The organism is Arenibacter troitsensis (genome assembly GCF_900177645.1).
GTDB lineage: Bacteria > Bacteroidota > Bacteroidia > Flavobacteriales > Flavobacteriaceae > Arenibacter > Arenibacter troitsensis.
Map to the genome: position 1 here is coordinate 1 of NZ_FXAO01000007.1, position 19,475 is coordinate 19,475.

Genomic DNA, 19,475 nt, shown 5'->3' on the forward strand with positions numbered 1-19,475 from the left:
AACAGGTCACCGGGGTAACGGCGGTGGCCACTACTTCTATCAGGTCGTAAGGGGCTACGTTATATGGTGCCGTGGTGAAATAACATCCAGTGACGTTGTCGGTCACCCTAAAGGTATAGGCCCCTGGGGCGGTCAATGTAAAGTCGGCCGTTTGGCTCACCAAGCTCTGGGTCGGGGCACTTCCCGTTGGCAACAGCTCAAAGGTAAAGTCGCCCGAACCTCCCGTTACGGTCACCCTGGCCACCTCGTCATTGTTACAGGTAATGGTGGTCTGTTGACCAACAGTTACAGCTGTGATGGTGGGTAAAGGATTTATGGTTACGGTATCGGTATCGGTACAACCGTTGGCATCACGTACAGTTACGGTGAAATTCTGAACCGCACCAGTATCGTTAATGTTAAATGTATTGGTAGTAAAGAAGTTGGTGCCATCTATACTGTACACATATGGTGCCGTTCCCGTTGTTGGTATATCCGCTGTTATAATGGCTTGGGCTACGGAATTATCTGCGGCACAGGCAAAATCGGTGGCAGTTGCACTGGCCACTAAAGCAGTAGGCTCATTGATAGTAAATGGAATATCCGTTTTACATAATCTAGCAGATGTGATCCTTACAATATAATCGCCCTGATCCAATCCAGTAAAGACATTGGAGGATTGTGGTAACAAGGTTATTGGAATAGTTCCTGTACTATCGAATAATTGATAGGTATAAGGTGGATTATCCATGCCTGGATCCAGTGTTACTACTATAGAACCATCACTGGCACCGTTACAACTAATATCTTTTTTCTCTCTTATGGCAGCAACTACAGCCGTTGGTACTTCTAGGGTGATATCTATAAATGAGTCACAACCAGTGGCAACATTATCGTATAGGTAGATTCTATAAGCTCCTGGTGTTAGGCCGCTGAAGGTATCAGATATTTGTTTTGGTCTAATGATATTGTCTGAGGTATCCCTAAGTTCATACCTGTAGTTGAACAGGGTTCCTCCGTATGCATTTACCTTAATTGCTCCGTCATCTTGAAGTAGGGCATTACATGATGGGGTTGCCGTTACTTCAGCCGATAAAGATGTGGGGGTATAAATGTCAATGTTTTCGGTGTTTCCACAGCCATTGGCATCCCTTATTTCCACGGTATGGTTTCCTGAACTTAGTCCTGTGAAATCATAAGTTACCGGGCCACCATTAAAGGTCACTGCCTGAAATGCACCTCCGTCCAAACTTAGGAAATAGGGTTGCATACCTGGGGTGTCCAAAGTAACTTGGATGGTAAAATTACCTTCGGTTGTAGCACATTGATTCGGTACAGTAAGACTGATTGCCGGTGTTGGATCTTCTGCAACAGTAACTGCAACAGATCGTATACAATCGTTGGCGTCCTTTACATAAACAATGTAATCTTCGGCATTGGCATTGAAGAATCCAGAGGTATTGGTTCCCGTCCAGGTTCCTACTGTAGGAGCTGTTGCGGAGGCCAATTCCAACTGGAATAAATAAGGGGCCTTACCATAACGTGCATTGGCGGTTATGGTACCTGCATTGGGCACACAATTGTCATTGGTTGAAGTAGCCGTTATCTCCAACAAGGCTGGCGACTGTTCTATAACAAAAGGATCCGATGCGTTGACACATCCAGGATTGCTTCCGTCTACTTCAGTAAAGAGTATGTAATATTCACCAGGTACCAAACCGGCCAAGGAATCAGAATGTGGTGCTCCTGAAAGTCCAGTGGCGCTTCCGGTTATACCGGTGGTATTGTTGGTAATAAAGGTATATATCTCGTAATCTACCTGGGTTCCGGTGTAACTATCAAATGTAAAGTCCACAGAACCATCTACAGAGCCAAAGCAACTAACATTTGTAGTAGCGTCTACTGTTGATGATAATGTTGAACTTGTTAATACAGGAACTGTGGCTTCCTGTGTAAACTCACATCCAGTATCGGTATCATACACTACAAAAGTATAGGTAACCCCTGGGGTCAAGCCTATAAAATTATGGCTGTTAGGAGGGGCTGGAAGAGCATCTTCAGAAGACCAAAGTGGATCGGCAGCATTAAATGCTGGTGCTGGATAAATAGCAAAATAGAAATTCCCTACCCCAAGGTATCCATTGGAAGCGTCAGCTGTAACGAGCATTTCCCCGCTACCTAGTGTACAACCGGCTATACCTTGGGTTGTAATTAGGATATCTGGTCCCGTAGTTATGGTTACAGTATTTTGAATTTCACAGCCATTACTATCAATAATTCTTACGGTATAATCACCAAAAGTCAGTCCCGTAAAGGTATGATCATTTGTGCCGGTAGAAGTGTCATATGTTCCCGAATAGGAATAATTGCTATTAAAAATTTCATAGGTGTATGTGGCTAAGCCTCCTGACGCATCAACAGTAATGGTTCCCAAATCGTTACCTACTCCACTAGTACAGGAATAATCCGTTTTGGTAATATTGCCATTTATAGCAGTGGGTTCTGTTATAGTTACAGTAGTGGTAACAAAACATCCTTTGTCATCGGTCAATGTTATTTGATAATTCCCGGCCGGTAATCCTGAGGTCTGACTACCATAATTGGTGCCCGAACCAGTTTCTACTATTGTAATGGTATATGGAGCAACCCCTACACTGGTATCCACAACGATATCCAAGGATCCGGAGTTATCCCCATTACAAAGAACATGTGTTGGGGTTACACTCGTAATAGCTGGTGTGTCCGCGGCTGTAACGGTTACCGTATTGCTTTGAGCGATACAACCTTGGGAATCCGTAATCCTAAATCTATACGTACCGGCATTGGACGTAGTATAAGGGAAGGCTCCGGCATAGGCTGCATAGGCTCCACCGTTAAAGGCTACTTCGTAGGTATAGGCAGGATATCCTCCGCTAACGTTCAGGTTGATTTCCGCATCTGGACTAACTGTGCAATCCAAGTCTTTGGTTAAAACTGCATTAGCCGTAAGCTCTGGTTCTATGGTAAATTGAACGGTATCCGTACATCCGTTACTATCAGTTACATGAAAGTCATAGGTTGCAGGCGTTAAGTCCACAAACGTATTGGAAGTTTGGGTAGGACCCGCATTCAAACTGTAATAATAAGGGGCTTGTCCACCTATAGCATCTACTACAATAGTGGCCAGTCCTGTTGAGGTATAGCACAAAGTAGAGGCTGCCATGTCTATACTCGCCGTAGGATTGGTTGGAGTAACAATATCAAAGGTATCTGTTACGGTACATCCACTGGCATCGGTAACGCTAATGGTGTATGTTCCTAGTTTATTGAGGCCATTAAAAACGTTGTTAGCCAGTGGGCCCAAAATGTTTGAATCGGGCTCGGTGAGTTGAAAAACATATCCACCCCATCCGTCTGTTGCGGTAATGGTTACCGATCCATCAGCGGCACAGGTCAATGGGCTTAAATTAAAAGTAAATGCCAAAGGAGCTGTAGGTTCGTTTACGGTAACGGTTGCCGTATCGGTACAATTGGTTGTATCGTCCGTAACGGTAATGGTATAATCCCCAGCCAAAAGACCGCTAAAGTTTAATGGGTTGGTGTTTATTCCAGATTGTGGGGCAATGGCCGTTGGTCCGGATATGCTAAAGCTATAATTTCCACTAAATCCGGTTATATTGTATTGTATGGCCCCATCCGCACTTCCCTGACAGGATACGTTCTGTGTCAATGTACCCAGCACATTTATCTTGGTAACAGGGTTCAGGGTATAGTTTTCGTCATAGGAGCATCCTTTGGCGTCAGTAATTCTAAATGTATAGGTGTCGGGATCAAGTCCAGTAAAAATTCCGGTTGCATTGGAAGCCACTGCGGCCGCCGGTGCTAAAATTTCAAAAGTGATTGCACCGCTTCCTCCAGTTGGAGTCAAAGTGATATCAGAAGTCTCTGCAGGACAGTTGGCTGCGGTAGCACTAAATGCGATGTCTGTTGGAGGTGTTAACGGATCAATGGTGATGGGCCTAGTGGCAGTACATCCATTGGCATCCCTAACGGTAAGTGTATAATTACCGTCCTTTAGTCCGGTAAAACCATTGGTTCCAAAATTAATGCCGTCTATACTATACGTATATGGAGAAGTACCTCCAATTACGTTCTGGGCCTCTACACTGGCATCCTGTAGACAGGTATATTCTTGTATTATAGCGGCATCAAATGTGATAGCGGTAGGCTCTCCCACCGTAACCAAATTGGTTACGGTACATTCTTTGGCGTCCTGAACAGTATAGGAATAGGTTCCTGCGGGCAATCCAGAATAAGTAGTATTGTTGCTAAGTCCTCCTCCGTCAAAATTTACCTGATAAGGTGCTGTTCCAAAATTGGTGTCGAACACTATTTCTACAACTCCATCACTACCACCATTACAGCTTACATTGGTAACCAATTCTGAAGCCTGTGGATTGCTGATAGGATCAACAGTAATAATTGTTGTTTGTGTTGTACAACCCTCACTGTCCGTAATCTCAAACCTATAGGTTCCTGCACTGGTAGCTGTATAACTAAAGGTGGTTATTCCTGCACCCAAGGTGGTTGAGGCCCCGTATGCCGCTCCATCAACACTTACCTTATAGCTATAGTCAGCATAGCCTCCGTTTATGTTTATGTCCAAAATAGCATCTGGAGAGGCGGTACAATCCAATTCCTTTGTCAATACACTGGCAGCGGTAAGCTGTGGTTCAATGATTATGGTATTCGAAGTAATATTACAGCCATAGGCATCCCATACCTGTACGGAATAAGATCCTGGCGCTAGGTTGTTGAATACGTTGCCGTTTTGTGCCGGAGCTCCGTTCAGGCTATACGTGTAGGGAGCTATTCCCCCTGCCGCCGTGGCGGTAAGGCTAACTCCAGTAGCCGGAACGTAACAAAGGTCCGTTGTTGCGGCTAGAGTTGCGGTAGGATTTGCGGGCGCAACTATATCAAACGTATCGGTCACGGTACATCCACCAGCATCGGTAACGCTGATAATATAAGTACCATTCTGATTTAGACCAGTAAATGCATTACTTCCCTGTGGTCCCAAAATGTTGGTATCCGGTTGCTCAATTTGATAGGTGTATCCGCCCCATCCGTCTGTTGCGGTTATGGTTACCGATCCATCGTTAGCACATGTCAATGGGCTTACCACAAAGGTAAAAGCCAATGGACCTGCAGGCTCATTGACGGTCACAGTGGCCGTATCGGTACAATTGGTAGTATCGTCGGTAACGGTGATGGTATAATCCCCGGCCAATAGACCGCTAAAGTTTAATGGGTTAGTAGTTATTCCTGATTGTGGGGCAATTGCCGTTGGTCCAGTTACGGTAAAGCTATAATTGCCACTAAATCCGGATATATTGTATTGTATAGCTCCATCGGCACTACCTTGGCAGGACACATTTTGGGTTAAAGTGCCCAATGCATCTATTTTGCTTACTGGGTTTACCGTATAATTTTCATCATACACACAGCCTTTGGCATCTGTAATTCTAAAGGTATAGGTGTCCGGAACTAGATTGTTGAATACGCCTGTTGCGCTGGTTGCGACTGAGGCAACAGGTGCAATTATTTCATAGGTTATGGCTCCACTCCCTCCTATGGCCGTTAAGGTTACGTTTGATGTCTCGGACGGACAGTTGGCCGCGGTACTACTAAAAGAAATATCGGTTGGTGGATCTAATGCCGGAACATTTACTGGAACCGTCGCAAAAGTACATCCACTTGCGTCACGAACGGTGATTGTATAATCTCCATCGGTAAGACCTGTGAAGGTATCCCCTGCTACAAAATTTATTCCGTCAATACTATAGGTATATCCAGGCGTACCCCCAGTTATATTTTGAACTTGTATACTGGCAGTTTGTAAACAGGTATAAGGTTGTGTCAATACCGCATCTGCAGCAATGGCATTGGGCGCTGTCAAAGTTGCGCTACCATTGAAAATACAACCTTTACTGTCACGAACTATATAATTATATGTTCCCGCAGCAAGTCCGGAATATGTAGTCTGATTGCTAAGGCCTGCACCATTGAAGTTTACTTGGTAAGGTGCAGTTCCAAAATTTGGATCTATGATAATTTCAACACTGCCGTTAGCGGCACCATCACAATTTGGATCCGTAATATTATTGGTGGCTAAAGGATTGGTAATGGGATCCACAGCAACAGTGGTTTGTGCCGTACATCCTTCACTATCCGTAATTAAGAAGGTGAAGCTACCGTCTACGGCCGTGGTGTAAGTTATGGTATTACCTACTACAGCGGTACTTGTTCCGCCGTTTACTTGATAGCTATATGAGGCATACCCACCATTTATGGTAATATCGATTATGGCTTCTGGAGCAGCGGAACAATCCAATTCCTTGGTAATTACATTGGACACTGTCAGCTGAGGCTCAATGGTTATTGTATTGGTAGTAACACTACATCCAAAAGCATCCCTTACAACAACGGAATAGGCACCAGGGGCTAAATTGTTGAATACATTGCCATTCTGTGCAGGGGCTCCATTTAGGCTATACGTATATGGGCCAACACCACCTGCTGCTGTAGCAGTAAGGCTAACTCCAGTACCGGGAACATAACATAGGTCCGTTGTGGCATCTAAAGTTGCAGTAGGATTTGTAGGGGCTAAAAGATTGAAGGTGTCGGAAACCGTACATCCTCCAGCATCGGTAACCCTAATGGTATAGGTGCCAGTTTGACTAAGACCTGAAAACACATTGCTTCCCTGAGGGCCTAAAATGTTATTATCGGGCTGTTCAAGTTCATAGGAGTATCCTCCCCACCCATTGGTTGCAGTAATGGTAACGGATCCATTGGCGCTACAAGTTAATGGGGATGTGCTAAAGGTAATTCCTAAGGCAGTTGCCGGTTCACTTACAGTAATGGTATTGGTATCGGTGCAGTTGGTGGTTTCGTCGGTGACGACTATGGTATAGTCGCCAGCTACCAGACCGGTTAAATTAATGGTGTTGGCAGACTGTCCTGTAATGGCAGCAGCGCCGTTAACAGAATAGCTATAGGTAGTGCTAAAATCGTTTATTTCAAAGTCTATGGCTCCATCGGCACTTCCTATACAACTTACGTTATTGACCAGCGTACCAATAGCTGTAATAGGATCAACTGGAGTAATAGTGTAGGTTTCATCATAGGAACAACCCTTACTATCTGTAACCCTAAAGGTGTAGGTGTCGGGATTAAGGTTATTAAAGGTTGCCGTTTTACCAGCAATGGAATTCGCCGCAATGGCAGAAGGGGCAATGATTTCAATACTCAAAGGGTCAATACCGTTTACTGCAGTTACCGTTACATTGGAGGTTTGTATAGGGCAGTTTGGTGCTGTTGAGGTAAAGGTGAGGTCTGTTGGCTCATCAAGCGGATCAATTACTATGGTATTGGTAACAAAGGTACAAAGTGTTGCATCCCTAATCGTAATACTATAACTTCCACTCGTAAGATTGGAAAATGTTTCGGCACCTGGGCCCGAAACAAAGTTCACCCCATCTATACTATATGAATATGGAGCCGTTCCTCCAGCAACATTCTGTACTTCTATGATACCGTCTTGTAGACAGGTATAATCTTGTATTAGGAAAGCATCCCCAGAAATCCCGTTGGTAGGTCCGCTTATGGTGAAATTCTCTATATAGTCACAACTAACCGATCCTTTGGTTTGGGTCAGCGTTAAAATATAATCACCTTGTTCTAGATCGGTAAAAGTCCCGGAAGGATTTGTATCAAATGAACTATCTGGATAGGTCAACGTATAGGAAACGCTATAACCGTTACTATTGGTGACATTCACCGAAACGGATCCATCATTGGCCCCAAAACAGCTTTCATCCGTAACTGATGTTGTATATTCTACGGACGGTGCTATGGTTATGGTAGCTATGTTGGAAAAGGCGATACAGTTATTGCCATCCACAACTACGAATCCATAATCACCTTCTTCCCCTACACTAAAGGTAAAATTGGCGTCGTTTTGATAAGCAGATGGGGGAATTGCTGCAACACTTGCATATAGTGGAACACCGTTCTTGCTCCAAATGGCATAATTGTAGGCGGGATTTGGAAATCCTCCCGTAGTAGTCAGGGTAATAATTCCATCTTCACAACCAATATTGGCTGTGGTAGCCGCGGTTAATACAGGGTCTGGAATTCTTGCTACTGTTACGTTTTGGGAGTCCAAACAACCATCATCGGTTCTGGTAATTATGATATAATCTCCAGGATTTAAGTTTTCAAAAGAATAATTATTGTCCGGCTGGGCAGTTTCATTGTCCAGTAGAGTACCTTGACCCCCATTGGAACCGTCATCAATACGAATTTCGTACTCATAATTAGCTTCTGCGTTCAATGCCTGTATATTGATACTTCCCAAGTCATTGCAGTTGGCAGGGTTGGAAGTGATATCCACCTGAAAATCCCTATCCCTAATACCTATGTCCGGGGTGCTAAATTCGCAGGAACCATCTATTGGTTCCCCAGTAATATTATCCAATTGCATAATTCCAACTCTATAAGCACCATTGGTGTTAATGGTAAAGCTTGGGCCGTTATTAGCGCTATAAGGGACTACTATGGCATTATTGGCAACATCATACAGTTGATAGCCATATCCCAACCCTAGATTGGTAATGGTAATATTACCTGGAGTAGTACAAATAATATCGTTGGCATTGTATTGTACATCCAAATTGTTCTGGAAGACGTTAAAATAGAAGCGGCTAAAACAACCATTTTGATAATTGATTACCAATCTAAATTTTCCGGCGGAATTAGCTGTGAAGCTATTACCAGTGGACACTTGGTTCCAGGTACAGGTGGCATTTTTGTTACCACAGTCGTCTCCGGCATCCGTACAACTACCCTCAACCAATTGTTCCCATACCATACTCTGGGCATCTGTAATATTGACCTGTATTAGTTGTGTGTCATTTACACCACATAGGAAAATCTTTGGCAATGGACTACCGTCTACGGAACAACTTACAATTTCACCCTGTACATTATTGGTAGGGTCGGCATCATTGTTACTGTTATTGAAAAAATCAACAATAGGGTTGGTTTGCGTGGTACCAAAACGTTCCACGGTGAGTATCTCCTTAAAGCCCTTACAGGGGTCGGCTACAATTTTGTCTACAATATAGGTTCCCACGGCATTGACCATTATAGTACTAGGGTCATTATCCGAATCCCCATCGGTTATTACAGAATCGGAGGCATCCAATTCTTGGTTTCCGTTTTCATCCTTATACCATATATAATCGTCAAAGCCATTGCCGGCATCCAAAAGTACTTGATCGCCACAAAGTTGAACGGTTCTGGCAAAGTTACAATCCTCCAAATCATCCAATAAAAAATTGGTGGCACCGGGAGTAACAAATCCACAATTGTCAAAATCCGTTACACTGGGGTCATCACTAATTTGGTTGCTGTTTAAAACTCCGCGATAAGTAGAATAGGCCAGGTTTTGAATAAGATCTGAACAGGCGTCTATAAAGTCGTAACAGTTTTCTGCAACTCTAACACGCATACGAATAGCATACTGTGGATCGTTTTTCTCCACCAAGTTGTTCGGAATGGAAAATAATACGGTACGTGTAGATTCGTCATAGGTATAGGTAACACCAGCAGGTAAGGTAAAACCGGATTCGATCAATGTTACATTTACTGGTAAAATATCCTTTATAGTATAACTATCTCCATTATCATTTCCAACGTTTTGGAATTCCAATACGTAATCCAAGGTCTGTCCTAGGTTTACCCCTTGTCCGGTTATATCGTTTCCTGCAATATCTTCAACCCTCTTTACCAAATTCATTATGGGTTCAATAATTTCAACGTCAAAAGAGGTAAAGAAAATATCGTATTTATCCTGTGAGGAGCTTGCCCTTAAGGTAGCCCCCGTTTCATTGTTGGGTATAACTCCGTTAAAGGGATTATTGATGCTAAAAAAGTCAACATCCCAACCCAAGGTATTTATGGAGTTGGGGTTTCTGTCCATGACTATGGCATTGGCCCTGGTAATATTACTGTTGAAGAAATTATTGGTAGGGTTTACTGTATTCCCTAATGCGGTATAGGTTAGGTTGCTATTGGCCTTAATGGAAAGTCCGTCACCACCAATTCTATTATCTCCCTCAAGGGTACCTACCCCAAGTTGGGCGATAACTGGAAATGGAGCGGGTAAAGTGGTAAACCCGTTCACTGGTATATCAACGGTTTCTCCAGATTTAATGCCGGCATATCCGTCAAAAGTCGTAATATATTTACCAGGTAAATTAGGATCCTCAAAGACTACGACCATTTTCCATCCACCGGATACGCCCCCAGAAATACTACTTCCAGAACTTGCCCTTATGTTAGCTGCAAAATATTCCCCATTGGGGTTGGCCATACCGGCAACAATGGAAGTAACATCCTTATAACAGGCGTATGGGCTGTAATAGCCAAAATCGGCGTCTCCTGCGCCGTCAAACAATACTTCATCTGCCGTCAAGTCTTGATAAGTGCCCCCGGGAATCTTGAACTTAAGTTGGTTAAAGCCCGATCTGTTACTGGCATTGAATACTGCAGACCAGTATAGTCCAGCGTATCGTACTTTGGCGCAATCTGGATTGGGAACCGTTAAGATAGCACTACTGGAACTGAAGGTTGAGGCATCGCCATCGATATCGATATACTGCATATCGAGATCGTCGTTGTATTCTGAGGAATTACCTGTATCGTTGTAGGGTTCATTTGGTGTAATAGCAGGAATCCAAGTCTCTTGCCAGTAACCACTCCTGCGCCCTGTTCGAATCCATTCCCTTCTGGTATAGCCTTCAACATATCGGTTTACAATATTGTTCGCTATAAAGGTTATATCTCCACGTAGTTCATTTTCATAACGAACATCAAAGTTGTTTTTTACTTGAGAATAGGCAGAGAAGATGCCCAATAGTAAAAAACTGGTCAGCAATAATTTTTTAGTAATTTTTGATCCCATTCGGTAAATTAGTTTGGTATGGCATACATTATTAAGGGATTTGGGTCGCTTATAATGTCTACTTGGAAGGTTGGACTTTGGGATTATTACCGAAAATTGTTAAAAACATTCTTGATAAGTTTCCAAAAACACAACATTCATAACAAATATTAATCTTAATACTGAGGTGTGGAATTTAATGTTGTAGGGGTGTTGTATTATGTTGTGAAATGCTTTTATATGATGGTAATCCATCTTTTAAATGTCCCTTGTAAGAATTTAATTTTGAAGCAACTATCAATTATTGCTAGTTAAACCCTTGCTTAACTGATATGAAATAGAACTTATAGGATACTGGAATATAGAACATTCGGCATGGCCTTGCCCTAGGGAGTATATTTGTGATTATCGGTTTGTTGTCTAAGGCAGCATAACTAATATCAATGTTAGGACCTTAATGGGATCTGGCAAGGTTATAGTTGGGGGTAAATGTTGAGTCTCGGAATTCAATTACCTTTTTGGCTTTAGGATTGATATTGCTGTTCGCTGGGTTGCCTAAGGATTTAATTTGTTAGTGAAACTCAATTTTGAGAAGTCAGTAAAACGCACTTAAAATTGCAAATTGAACAAATCCAGCCTTTTTCGGCGGGATCTATGTTCAGTACTTCGACCCTTGGGTCGATTCCTATTATTGGATTCAGGGCTTACCCTGAAGCTGAATACCTTTTAATAATTTTCCCAATCTTAAGCCAAGTGGTTTCATATTGAGCACAACGGCTTTCCGAACATCAAATTTGAAATTTTAAGTTTGGGATGATAAGCACTTGAATAGATTGGGTATTCCAATTTATCTATATGAGGAACCCACGCGATTACGTCATTTGATTTGGCGTTACCCGCATGATCCACATTTTATCCTTGTAAGTATCGTTGATTTTGGAGTAATAGGAAACCAATGCGTTGTTCCAAGATTCATGCCTTTTAAGGTATACATAACGATAGTTGTTTTCTGGGTTAATAAAATAGCTGGCGCTAAGCCCTTGGGCATTTAACATTTTTACAAACTTGTTGGCATTGTTGGCATTGGCAAATACATTGGCAATGATGTAGTAACCTGTTCCCAAACCGTTTATCTTGTACACCTTGGCCGTTGGGTCATTGGAGGTTACATTGTCTTTTACCACAACATTTTTCTGAAGTTTGTCCAGGGCATATTGCGATGATTTTTCCTTGATTTTATTTACGTTGTCCACATAGGCCTTGTCGGCGTCCGTATAACGGGTATTATCCACATTCATGATCCACATATCTTGGGCGTAGGTACCATTAATATTGGATTTATGGGCTGCCAATGCCTCCTGCCAGGTATCGTACCTTTCCAGATATACATATTTAAGGCCATTGTTGGAATTTTCGAAATAGTCTGCCTTAACTCCCTTATTGGCAAGTTCTGTTACAAATTTATTGAGGTACTTTTCACCTTTATATACATTGGCTACAACATAGTAGCCATCCGCTACACCATCCAAATTCCTGAATTTTCTACTTTTAATATTGTTTTGTTGTGCTACCCTTGTAAACTCGTCCTCAGCTTCTTCTTCTGTCTTTACTTTAGGGGCTATTTTGGTTTCAACATTCCTAGTGGCTATAGCATCCTTTGGTTTGGTAACAGGGTTTATAACGTTCGGTTTATTTTCTTGTGGACTTGGCTTGGAATTGTTGGTCAGCCCTCCGTTTTCATTGTTAACGAGGTACATTTTCTTGGCTTTTTCCTCAATGTCCGGACGCTTGCCCTGAGTTTCTTCGCGGACCATTTTCATTACCATTTCGAACCTGCGTTCCAAATCTTTTTGACGGTTGGTTTCCGATGAATCTTGTCGGAACATTAGCTCGGCCAATATGGCATCATTTTCCGCCAAGGCTTTCTTTAGGTTTTCTATTTCCAGTTGTTGTGCAGTAAGGGTATCTTCCTCTTCTTCCTCATTTTCCGCCAATTCCTCGTAACCTTCTTCCAGCATTACGCGATCTTCTGTAAGATTCGGTGTTATGGAGTAAGCAAAGGAAATCTCATGGGTTAGTCCAAAGTTGTCAAAATTATTGGACAAACCTTTTTCCATGGTATAGCCTAAAGAAAGTCTACGGTTTATGTTAAAACCAATACCTGCGGACGCACCGTAGAAACTATCATAACCACCTTGTAGCCAACCTAATTTAGGGAGGTCCAAGATTAGACTTCCACCTAGGACTACCTCTTCGTTCCCAATTTTTCGAACCCTTGCCAACGGCATTAAACGGCCTGCTTCAAAGATACCGGCTCCATTTTCAAACTGATGGGTATATTGTAGATGTCCCGAGAAGGTTTTATCGCCAAAATCGGTAATGGTCTCACTACTCTTCAAGTTGTAATCAAATAGGTTTTCTGCGAAAACGCCAAAATCGAACTTGCCATAGGAAATATTAAAGCCAGGTTGAAAAGACAGAAGATTGGAATCCTGTAGTCCGTTTAAAGCGGGGTCATTTGGATCCAAGGCATTGGCTCGGTTCCTGTCAAATCCACTGTTGTAATAGGCCAGGTTGGCCCCAAAGGTAAAATTGCTCTTGTCACTTAACTTAATGCCATAGGCATAGTTGGCCATCACTCCGTAATTGGATATTAATCCCTCCCTTTGCGTGTATAGGCTTAGTCCCAACCCGCTACGGTCATTAACACGACCACTGTAACTTAGGAAATAATCCTGGTTGTTATCATTAAAAGATACTGATTGGTTTCTGTGTAATAGGTTTATATAGGATTTATCTTCCCTTACCGTAGAAAAGGTAGGGTTTATTAAAAATCTGTTGAACTTAAGAAGGTTCTGCGAGGGAACGTCGTAAGATACAAACGGACTCTCTTCTTGTCCAGTAACCTTGGAAAGACATAGTAAAATAAAGATGATATATAAATAACTTTTCTTAAGCATGGTGCATTAACGTATTACTGTAATAGTACCTTTCTTCAATGTTTCCTTAGCGTTTTTAATAGTATAATAAAAAACCATGTTTTGCTTCGGAAATTTCATGGTAGCTTCTGGCCAATTATTCTTATATTGGTTTTGGCTCAGCACTTCCTCCCCTTTGTCATTATAGATAATAACTGAGATATTGGGGTCTTTAGTATATGTATTGGGAATAATCCATTGATCGTTATAGCCGTCCCCGTTGGCAGTGATGACATTTGGGATACCAAAAGTGTCTTGATAGGAGGCGGTAAATGATTTGGAAACCTCGCAATTGTTTATAGTTGCTGTTACCATATAACTCCCCTCCTGAGTAATGGAAACGGTGTCCGTATCACTTAGCAAAACATTGTTTTGGTCGTACCATTTATAGCTTGTGGCCCCACTTGCTGAAATAATTTTACTTCCTCCTTCAGGAAATACCACTTCGTTGTTGGGGGTACTAAGGGCTATCAAGGAATCGTCCAAGGGAGAAATAACGATCTCATTGGATCTAAGATCACAACCGTTTTTCTGAACTACTAGCTGATAGGTTCCTGCTGCGCTAACCGACAGTGATTCGCTCAGGGTATTTAAATTCACCCCATCTTTAAACCAATCAAAGCTTTCACCAGTTAGTACAGTCGTGGTTGAAATGTCTATAGTCTCGCTGGAATTACAGATTACGGTACCAGTGGATGATATGGTTAAGGTTTCATTGGTCAATAAGCGCACGGTTAAGGTATTGGAAGTTGAAGTAAAACTGTCCAGCGTACCTTGAACCCTATATTCTCCGTTTTCACTGGTATTGGTTAAACTGATACTACTTCCATTGGCAGTTGGTATATTGGCACCGTCCTTGGTCCATTGGTAGGAGAAATTGCCTTTTAAATCTGCAGTGACATCAGTTTTGGTCCCATCCGATAATACGGCATTGATTCTACTGACCTCTATGGCCACACTTGTATTAATACAATCGGTATATTCTGTAGTATAATTGGTAATTAGTTCAAAGGAATCAGGATTTACCACCGTAGTTGTTTCCGTATTTTTGGTGGCTGAAGTACAGGCACCGCCGCTTAGGGTAACTTCCGCATAATAATTACCAATTGCATTTGCCGTATAGGTACTACTTGTTGCACCAGGAATTAAAGTGTTATCCTTATACCATTGGTAAGTTACAGAACTTGCATCTGAAGATGCCATTAAATTAGCCGTTGCTCCAGGTAAGATAACCATATTGGCCGGGTTGTCCCTAGAGACAGTAAAAAGTCCGGCATTGGTAATGCTTATGGCGTTGGAAGTTTCTGTACATATACCATCTCCCTGTATTTTTACAGAATAGTCGCCAGGAAAATTGGCATCATTGGTATCTATGTAATAGGTATAGGCGCCTAAGGTACTTGGTTGAATTATGGTGGACCCTTTGTACCAGGTGTAGGCAAGGTCCGGATAGTTCATGTTGGCCTCAAGCGGCGCATAAGTTTCTCCTGAACATAAGGCGGTTTCCGCAGGGGGATTTAAGGCCAGACCTACGCTAGTTCCAATTTCGACCTCAATGGAGAGCGATTGGGTGTTGGCCGACCCTGAACAGGTGGAGCCGTAATCCAGTTCTACAACATAATAGCCACTTTCGGAAACTTCAATGGAAGATCCGCTTCCGCTACTGGTAAATGGAGATGTGTTTTTATACCAATTAAATCGATAGGTTTCAGGGTTGGGTACATTGTAGACTTCCAAGGTGGTTGTACCTCCATTACAGAGTTGTATTTTCTGCGCAGGTGGTGCTCCAGTGTCGCCCATTTCCCTGATAGCCAGTGTAGAGTTGAAGTCGATATAATACATTTCAAAGGCATCGGAAACAGGACTTGTTTTTGCCGGACTTGTACTCCTCACCCTAAATCTGTAGCCATCTCCCCTAGTATCTGTAGGCAGTGCAAAAGAAAATTCAAAGTCAAAATCGGAATTCTTATCCGCTACCCTGGCCAATTCCTTGGGAGTGCCAAAGGAACCAGTGGCATCGGATAATTCCAACACAAATTCGTTATCACTGTTTACATTAGGTAGCCATGTGAAGTTTATGTAGTATTCGTTAAAGGTTGCAGAGGCACAGGCAGCTGTCCAAACCGAATTGCCCGCTAGATTGGGGTTGTCGGCAGGAATAGGTTTGTTCAGGGTCTGGGATAAAACTGAGTTTGTACCCAACAGCATCAAGGTAAGAACGAAAATTAGTAGGTTATTTTTTTTGTTCGGGTTCATGAGATGTTGTAGTTAGGGGTTACTACCGGCTTTTATTGTTGATAATTATCAGATAACTTTTTTCAAGTTTTGGCAATACATTGAGTTACAAAGTATTCAAATACAAATATGTTATATAATTATAATACTGGAAATTTAAAGTTGTAAGGGTATTTAAATCTGTTGTGAAACCCACTTTATTGTATGCTATGCGCATTTTATCATCGGCTTTACCCGCATTTTGCCTACATTTGCGCATCAAAAAGGAGAATATGAGTGAAGCACTAAAATCACTGAATTTCATTGAGCATATCGTTGAGGAGGATTTAAGGAACGGCTTTCCAAAGGAGAAGCTAAGATTTAGATTTCCACCTGAGCCAAATGGCTATTTACACATTGGTCATGCGAGCTCAATTTGCCTTAATTTCGGTTTGGGTTTAAGGTATGGGGCTCCTGTTAATTTACGTTTTGATGATACCAATCCGGCCAAGGAGGAACAGGAATATGTAGACGCCATTAAGGAGGATGTTGAGTGGCTTGGTTATAAATGGGATACGGAGTGTTTTGCTTCGGATTACTTTCAACAGCTTTATGACTGGGCTGTTGAGTTAATAAAAATGGGCAAGGCCTATGTGGATAGCCAAACCTCAGAGGAAATTGCCGTCCAAAAGGGAACTCCCACAGAGGCGGGAACCCCAAGTCCGTTTCGGAACCGCTCCATAGAGGATAACCAACAGTTGTTTCAGGGGATGAAGGAGGGTAAGTTTAAGGAAGGGGAGCATGTTTTAAGAGCTAAAGTGGATATGGCTTCTTCCAATATGTTGATGCGCGATCCCATAATGTACCGTATTTTGTATAGGGCTCACCACAGAACAAATACCGATTGGTGTATTTATCCTATGTATGATTGGACACATGGGGAGAGCGACTATATTGAGCAGGTTTCCCATTCCTTGTGTACACTGGAATTTGCTATGCACCGGGAGCTTTATGATTGGTTTTTGGACCAAGTGGTAGATAAGGATTTGGTACGGCCAAAACAAAGGGAGTTCGCTAGGAGAAATTTTAGCCATACCGTTGTGAGTAAGCGCAAGTTGCTTCAGTTGGTGGAACAGGGATTTGTAAAAGGTTGGGACGATCCCAGAATGCCTACGATTTCTGGATTGCGAAGAAGAGGCTATACCCCCGAGTCCATCAGGAATTTTGCGGATACTATTGGTATCGCCAAAAGGGACAACGTTGTGGATGTTTCTTTGTTGGAATTTCATGTTCGGGAACATTTAAATAAAATTGCACCTAGGGTTATGGGTGTTTTAAATCCGTTAAAGGTGGTATTAACGAATTATCCAGAAGGGGAAGAAGAATGGCTGGAAGCGGAAAACAACCCTGAGGATGAGGCGGCTGGCTATAGACAACTACCATTTTCCAGGGAATTGTATATTGAACAAGAAGATTTTAAGGAGGAGGCCAATAGAAAATTCTTTAGACTAAAACTCGGTGGTGAGGTGCGATTAAAGAATGGATATATCATAAAGGCGGATTCCTGCACTAAAGATACCGATGGGAATATTATTGAGGTGCAATGTACCTATGACCCCAAGAGCAAAAGTGGAAGCGGTTCGGAAGAAAGTCTAAGAAAGGTTAAGGGAACTTTGCACTGGGTTTCTGCTAAGCATGCCCTTAGCGCAGAAGTGAGGTTGTATGATCGCCTTTTTACGGATGAAACGCCGGATGCACATAAAGACAAGAATTTCTTGGATTTTATTAATCCCGATTCGTTACAGATTATCTCGGCCTTTGTTGAACCAAGTTTGGCAGATGCAAAAATTGGGGATCGCTTTCAATTTCAACGAATGGGTTATTTTAATTTGGACCCGGATAGCAAATCGGAAAAATTGGTTTTTAACAGAACCGTTGGTTTAAGGGATACTTGGGCCAAAATTCAGGAAAAAAATTAATATCAAATTAGCTTATACCTTTTGTTATAACAATTGGTATTTTCTATTAAAATCGAAGGCCACAGCTCGCATATGCTGTGGTTTTTTTTTGGCTGAAGGTAATTCCATAACAATTGGTATTTTGAAGTGCTATAGGGCCTTTAATTAGTTTTTGGTTTAAATTTTAGCCATTTGGGCAGTTTGAATCAAAACTTTGATGGATAGCGTCAATTAGTGGTCCCTCTTTCCCTTAATTTTGGGTTTTACGCTCTTTGAATAATTTCAGCACACAGAATTTCAATTGAGGATGATTCGGTCCATTTGAATGGAGAGGTAGTGTAAATTTATTTGGGGTACCGTAATTTATTATTAACAACAAAAAAAGATATTATTATGACAAACGATAGTGGAAATACTTTATTGGCTTTATTAACTGGTGCTGCCATAGGTGCAGGAATTGGAATTTTGTATGCACCGGATAAAGGGACCAAAACTAGAAAAAAGATCAAGAAAAGGGCTATGGAGACAACAGATGACTTAACTAGTAGAATATCCCATGCAAAAGAGGAGCTTACCAAAACGGCGGAAGCCAAGAAAGTGGACTTTGAGCAAAAGTTGGAAGATACTATTTCCAATATGAGTTACAAGGCAGACGACATTATAAGTGCCCTGGAGAAGAAATTGGCCGACCTTAAGAATAAGAATGCACAACTGCAAAAATAAGGAAGCACTATATGGCCTTAGAGGAAATTAGGGAAAATCTTTCTGAAGTTGATGGGGATATCCGATCCTATTTAGAAAATACCGGGGAGTATTACAAACTTCAGGGGTTTAAAATAGGGATGCGGAGTATGACCTCTTTTGCCAAGATGTTAATGTTGGGCAGTATTAGCTTACTTGCGTTATTCATGTTGTCCTGTGCGGCGGCATATGGTATTGGAGTTTGGATGGAAAATACTTTTTTAGGTTTTTTGTTCGTGGGACTGTTTTATAGTTTGGTTGGAATTATATTTTATTTATACAGGGATCTATTGGACAAGCCTATGCTAAAGAAATTTTCGGAATATTATTTTGATTGATAGATTATGGCAAAGCAGGTTTTTACTTCTTTTGATGAAATAGATCAAAGGTTGGCTATTTTAAAATTACAGAGGGAAATTGACAAGGAGCAGTTGAGACTGCACGTCAATAGGACAAAGGCTAATTTTTATCCCACCAATTTGTTGGGGGGGGTTAGTGGAATAGCCCAGAAATTAATCATCTCCTTTGTGGCAAATAAAATATTGAAGAGATTTAGCTAGTTCCCTTTATTAGGCTAATTAAAAAACCTTTTACGACTTGTTTTATACAAATTGT

At 41.9% G+C, this 19,475-nt stretch carries 7 protein-coding genes; 4 read left to right on the forward strand and 3 right to left on the reverse strand.

Features of this window, described 5'->3' with window-relative positions; all coding sequences use genetic code 11:
- From B9Y87_RS15515 to B9Y87_RS15525, 3 genes are all read right to left on the reverse strand, one after another.
- Positions 1–10,990, reverse strand: a 10,990-nt coding sequence (locus B9Y87_RS15515) for a hypothetical protein (RefSeq protein WP_085499900.1), incomplete at its 3' end; no start/stop codon positions are given.
- A gap of 851 nt (positions 10,991–11,841) precedes the next feature.
- Positions 11,842–13,929 (reverse strand): PorP/SprF family type IX secretion system membrane protein, encoded by a 2,088-nt coding sequence (locus B9Y87_RS15520; protein WP_085499901.1) that lies wholly within the window; start codon positions 13,927–13,929, stop codon positions 11,842–11,844.
- Between the two features lie 6 nt (positions 13,930–13,935).
- On the reverse strand, positions 13,936–16,203 hold the full coding sequence (locus tag B9Y87_RS15525) for a T9SS type B sorting domain-containing protein (protein WP_085499902.1): 2,268 nt from the start codon (positions 16,201–16,203) through the stop codon (positions 13,936–13,938).
- Positions 16,204–16,454: 251 nt separating this feature from the next.
- Here B9Y87_RS15525 and B9Y87_RS15530 point away from each other — a divergent pair, with 251 nt between their 5' ends.
- From B9Y87_RS15530 to B9Y87_RS15545, 4 genes are all read left to right on the forward strand, one after another.
- Positions 16,455–18,140 carry a glutamine--tRNA ligase/YqeY domain fusion protein gene (locus B9Y87_RS15530; RefSeq protein ID WP_085499903.1) on the forward strand — a complete coding sequence of 562 codons (1,686 nt, stop codon included), beginning with the start codon at positions 16,455–16,457 and terminating at the stop codon, positions 18,138–18,140.
- Between the two features lie 372 nt (positions 18,141–18,512).
- Complete coding sequence (locus B9Y87_RS15535) at positions 18,513–18,842, forward strand: YtxH domain-containing protein (protein ID WP_085499904.1); 330 nt, start codon at positions 18,513–18,515, stop codon at positions 18,840–18,842.
- A gap of 11 nt (positions 18,843–18,853) precedes the next feature.
- The gene (locus B9Y87_RS15540; protein ID WP_085499905.1) at positions 18,854–19,198 is read left to right on the forward strand and encodes a hypothetical protein; all 345 of its coding nucleotides are present in this window, start codon (positions 18,854–18,856) and stop codon (positions 19,196–19,198) included.
- A 6-nt stretch (positions 19,199–19,204) separates the two neighbouring features.
- Positions 19,205–19,420: a DUF6327 family protein gene (locus tag B9Y87_RS15545; RefSeq protein ID WP_085499906.1), complete on the forward strand. Its 216-nt coding sequence runs from the start codon at positions 19,205–19,207 to the stop codon at positions 19,418–19,420.
- Positions 19,421–19,475: the final 55 nt, after the last annotated feature.

What these genes read in the sequence shown, in the direction of transcription:
- B9Y87_RS15540 (WP_085499905.1), top strand. Translation starts at nt 18,854, where the DNA reads ATGGCCTTAGAGGAAATTAGGGAAAATCTTTCTGAAGTTGATGGGGAT.
- B9Y87_RS15545 (WP_085499906.1), top strand. Translation starts at nt 19,205, where the DNA reads ATGGCAAAGCAGGTTTTTACTTCTTTTGATGAAATAGATCAAAGGTTG.
- B9Y87_RS15525 (WP_085499902.1), bottom strand. Translation starts at nt 16,203, where the DNA reads ATGAACCCGAACAAAAAAAATAACCTACTAATTTTCGTTCTTACCTTG.
- B9Y87_RS15530 (WP_085499903.1), top strand. Translation starts at nt 16,455, where the DNA reads ATGAGTGAAGCACTAAAATCACTGAATTTCATTGAGCATATCGTTGAG.
- B9Y87_RS15535 (WP_085499904.1), top strand. Translation starts at nt 18,513, where the DNA reads ATGACAAACGATAGTGGAAATACTTTATTGGCTTTATTAACTGGTGCT.
- B9Y87_RS15520 (WP_085499901.1), bottom strand. Translation starts at nt 13,929, where the DNA reads ATGCTTAAGAAAAGTTATTTATATATCATCTTTATTTTACTATGTCTT.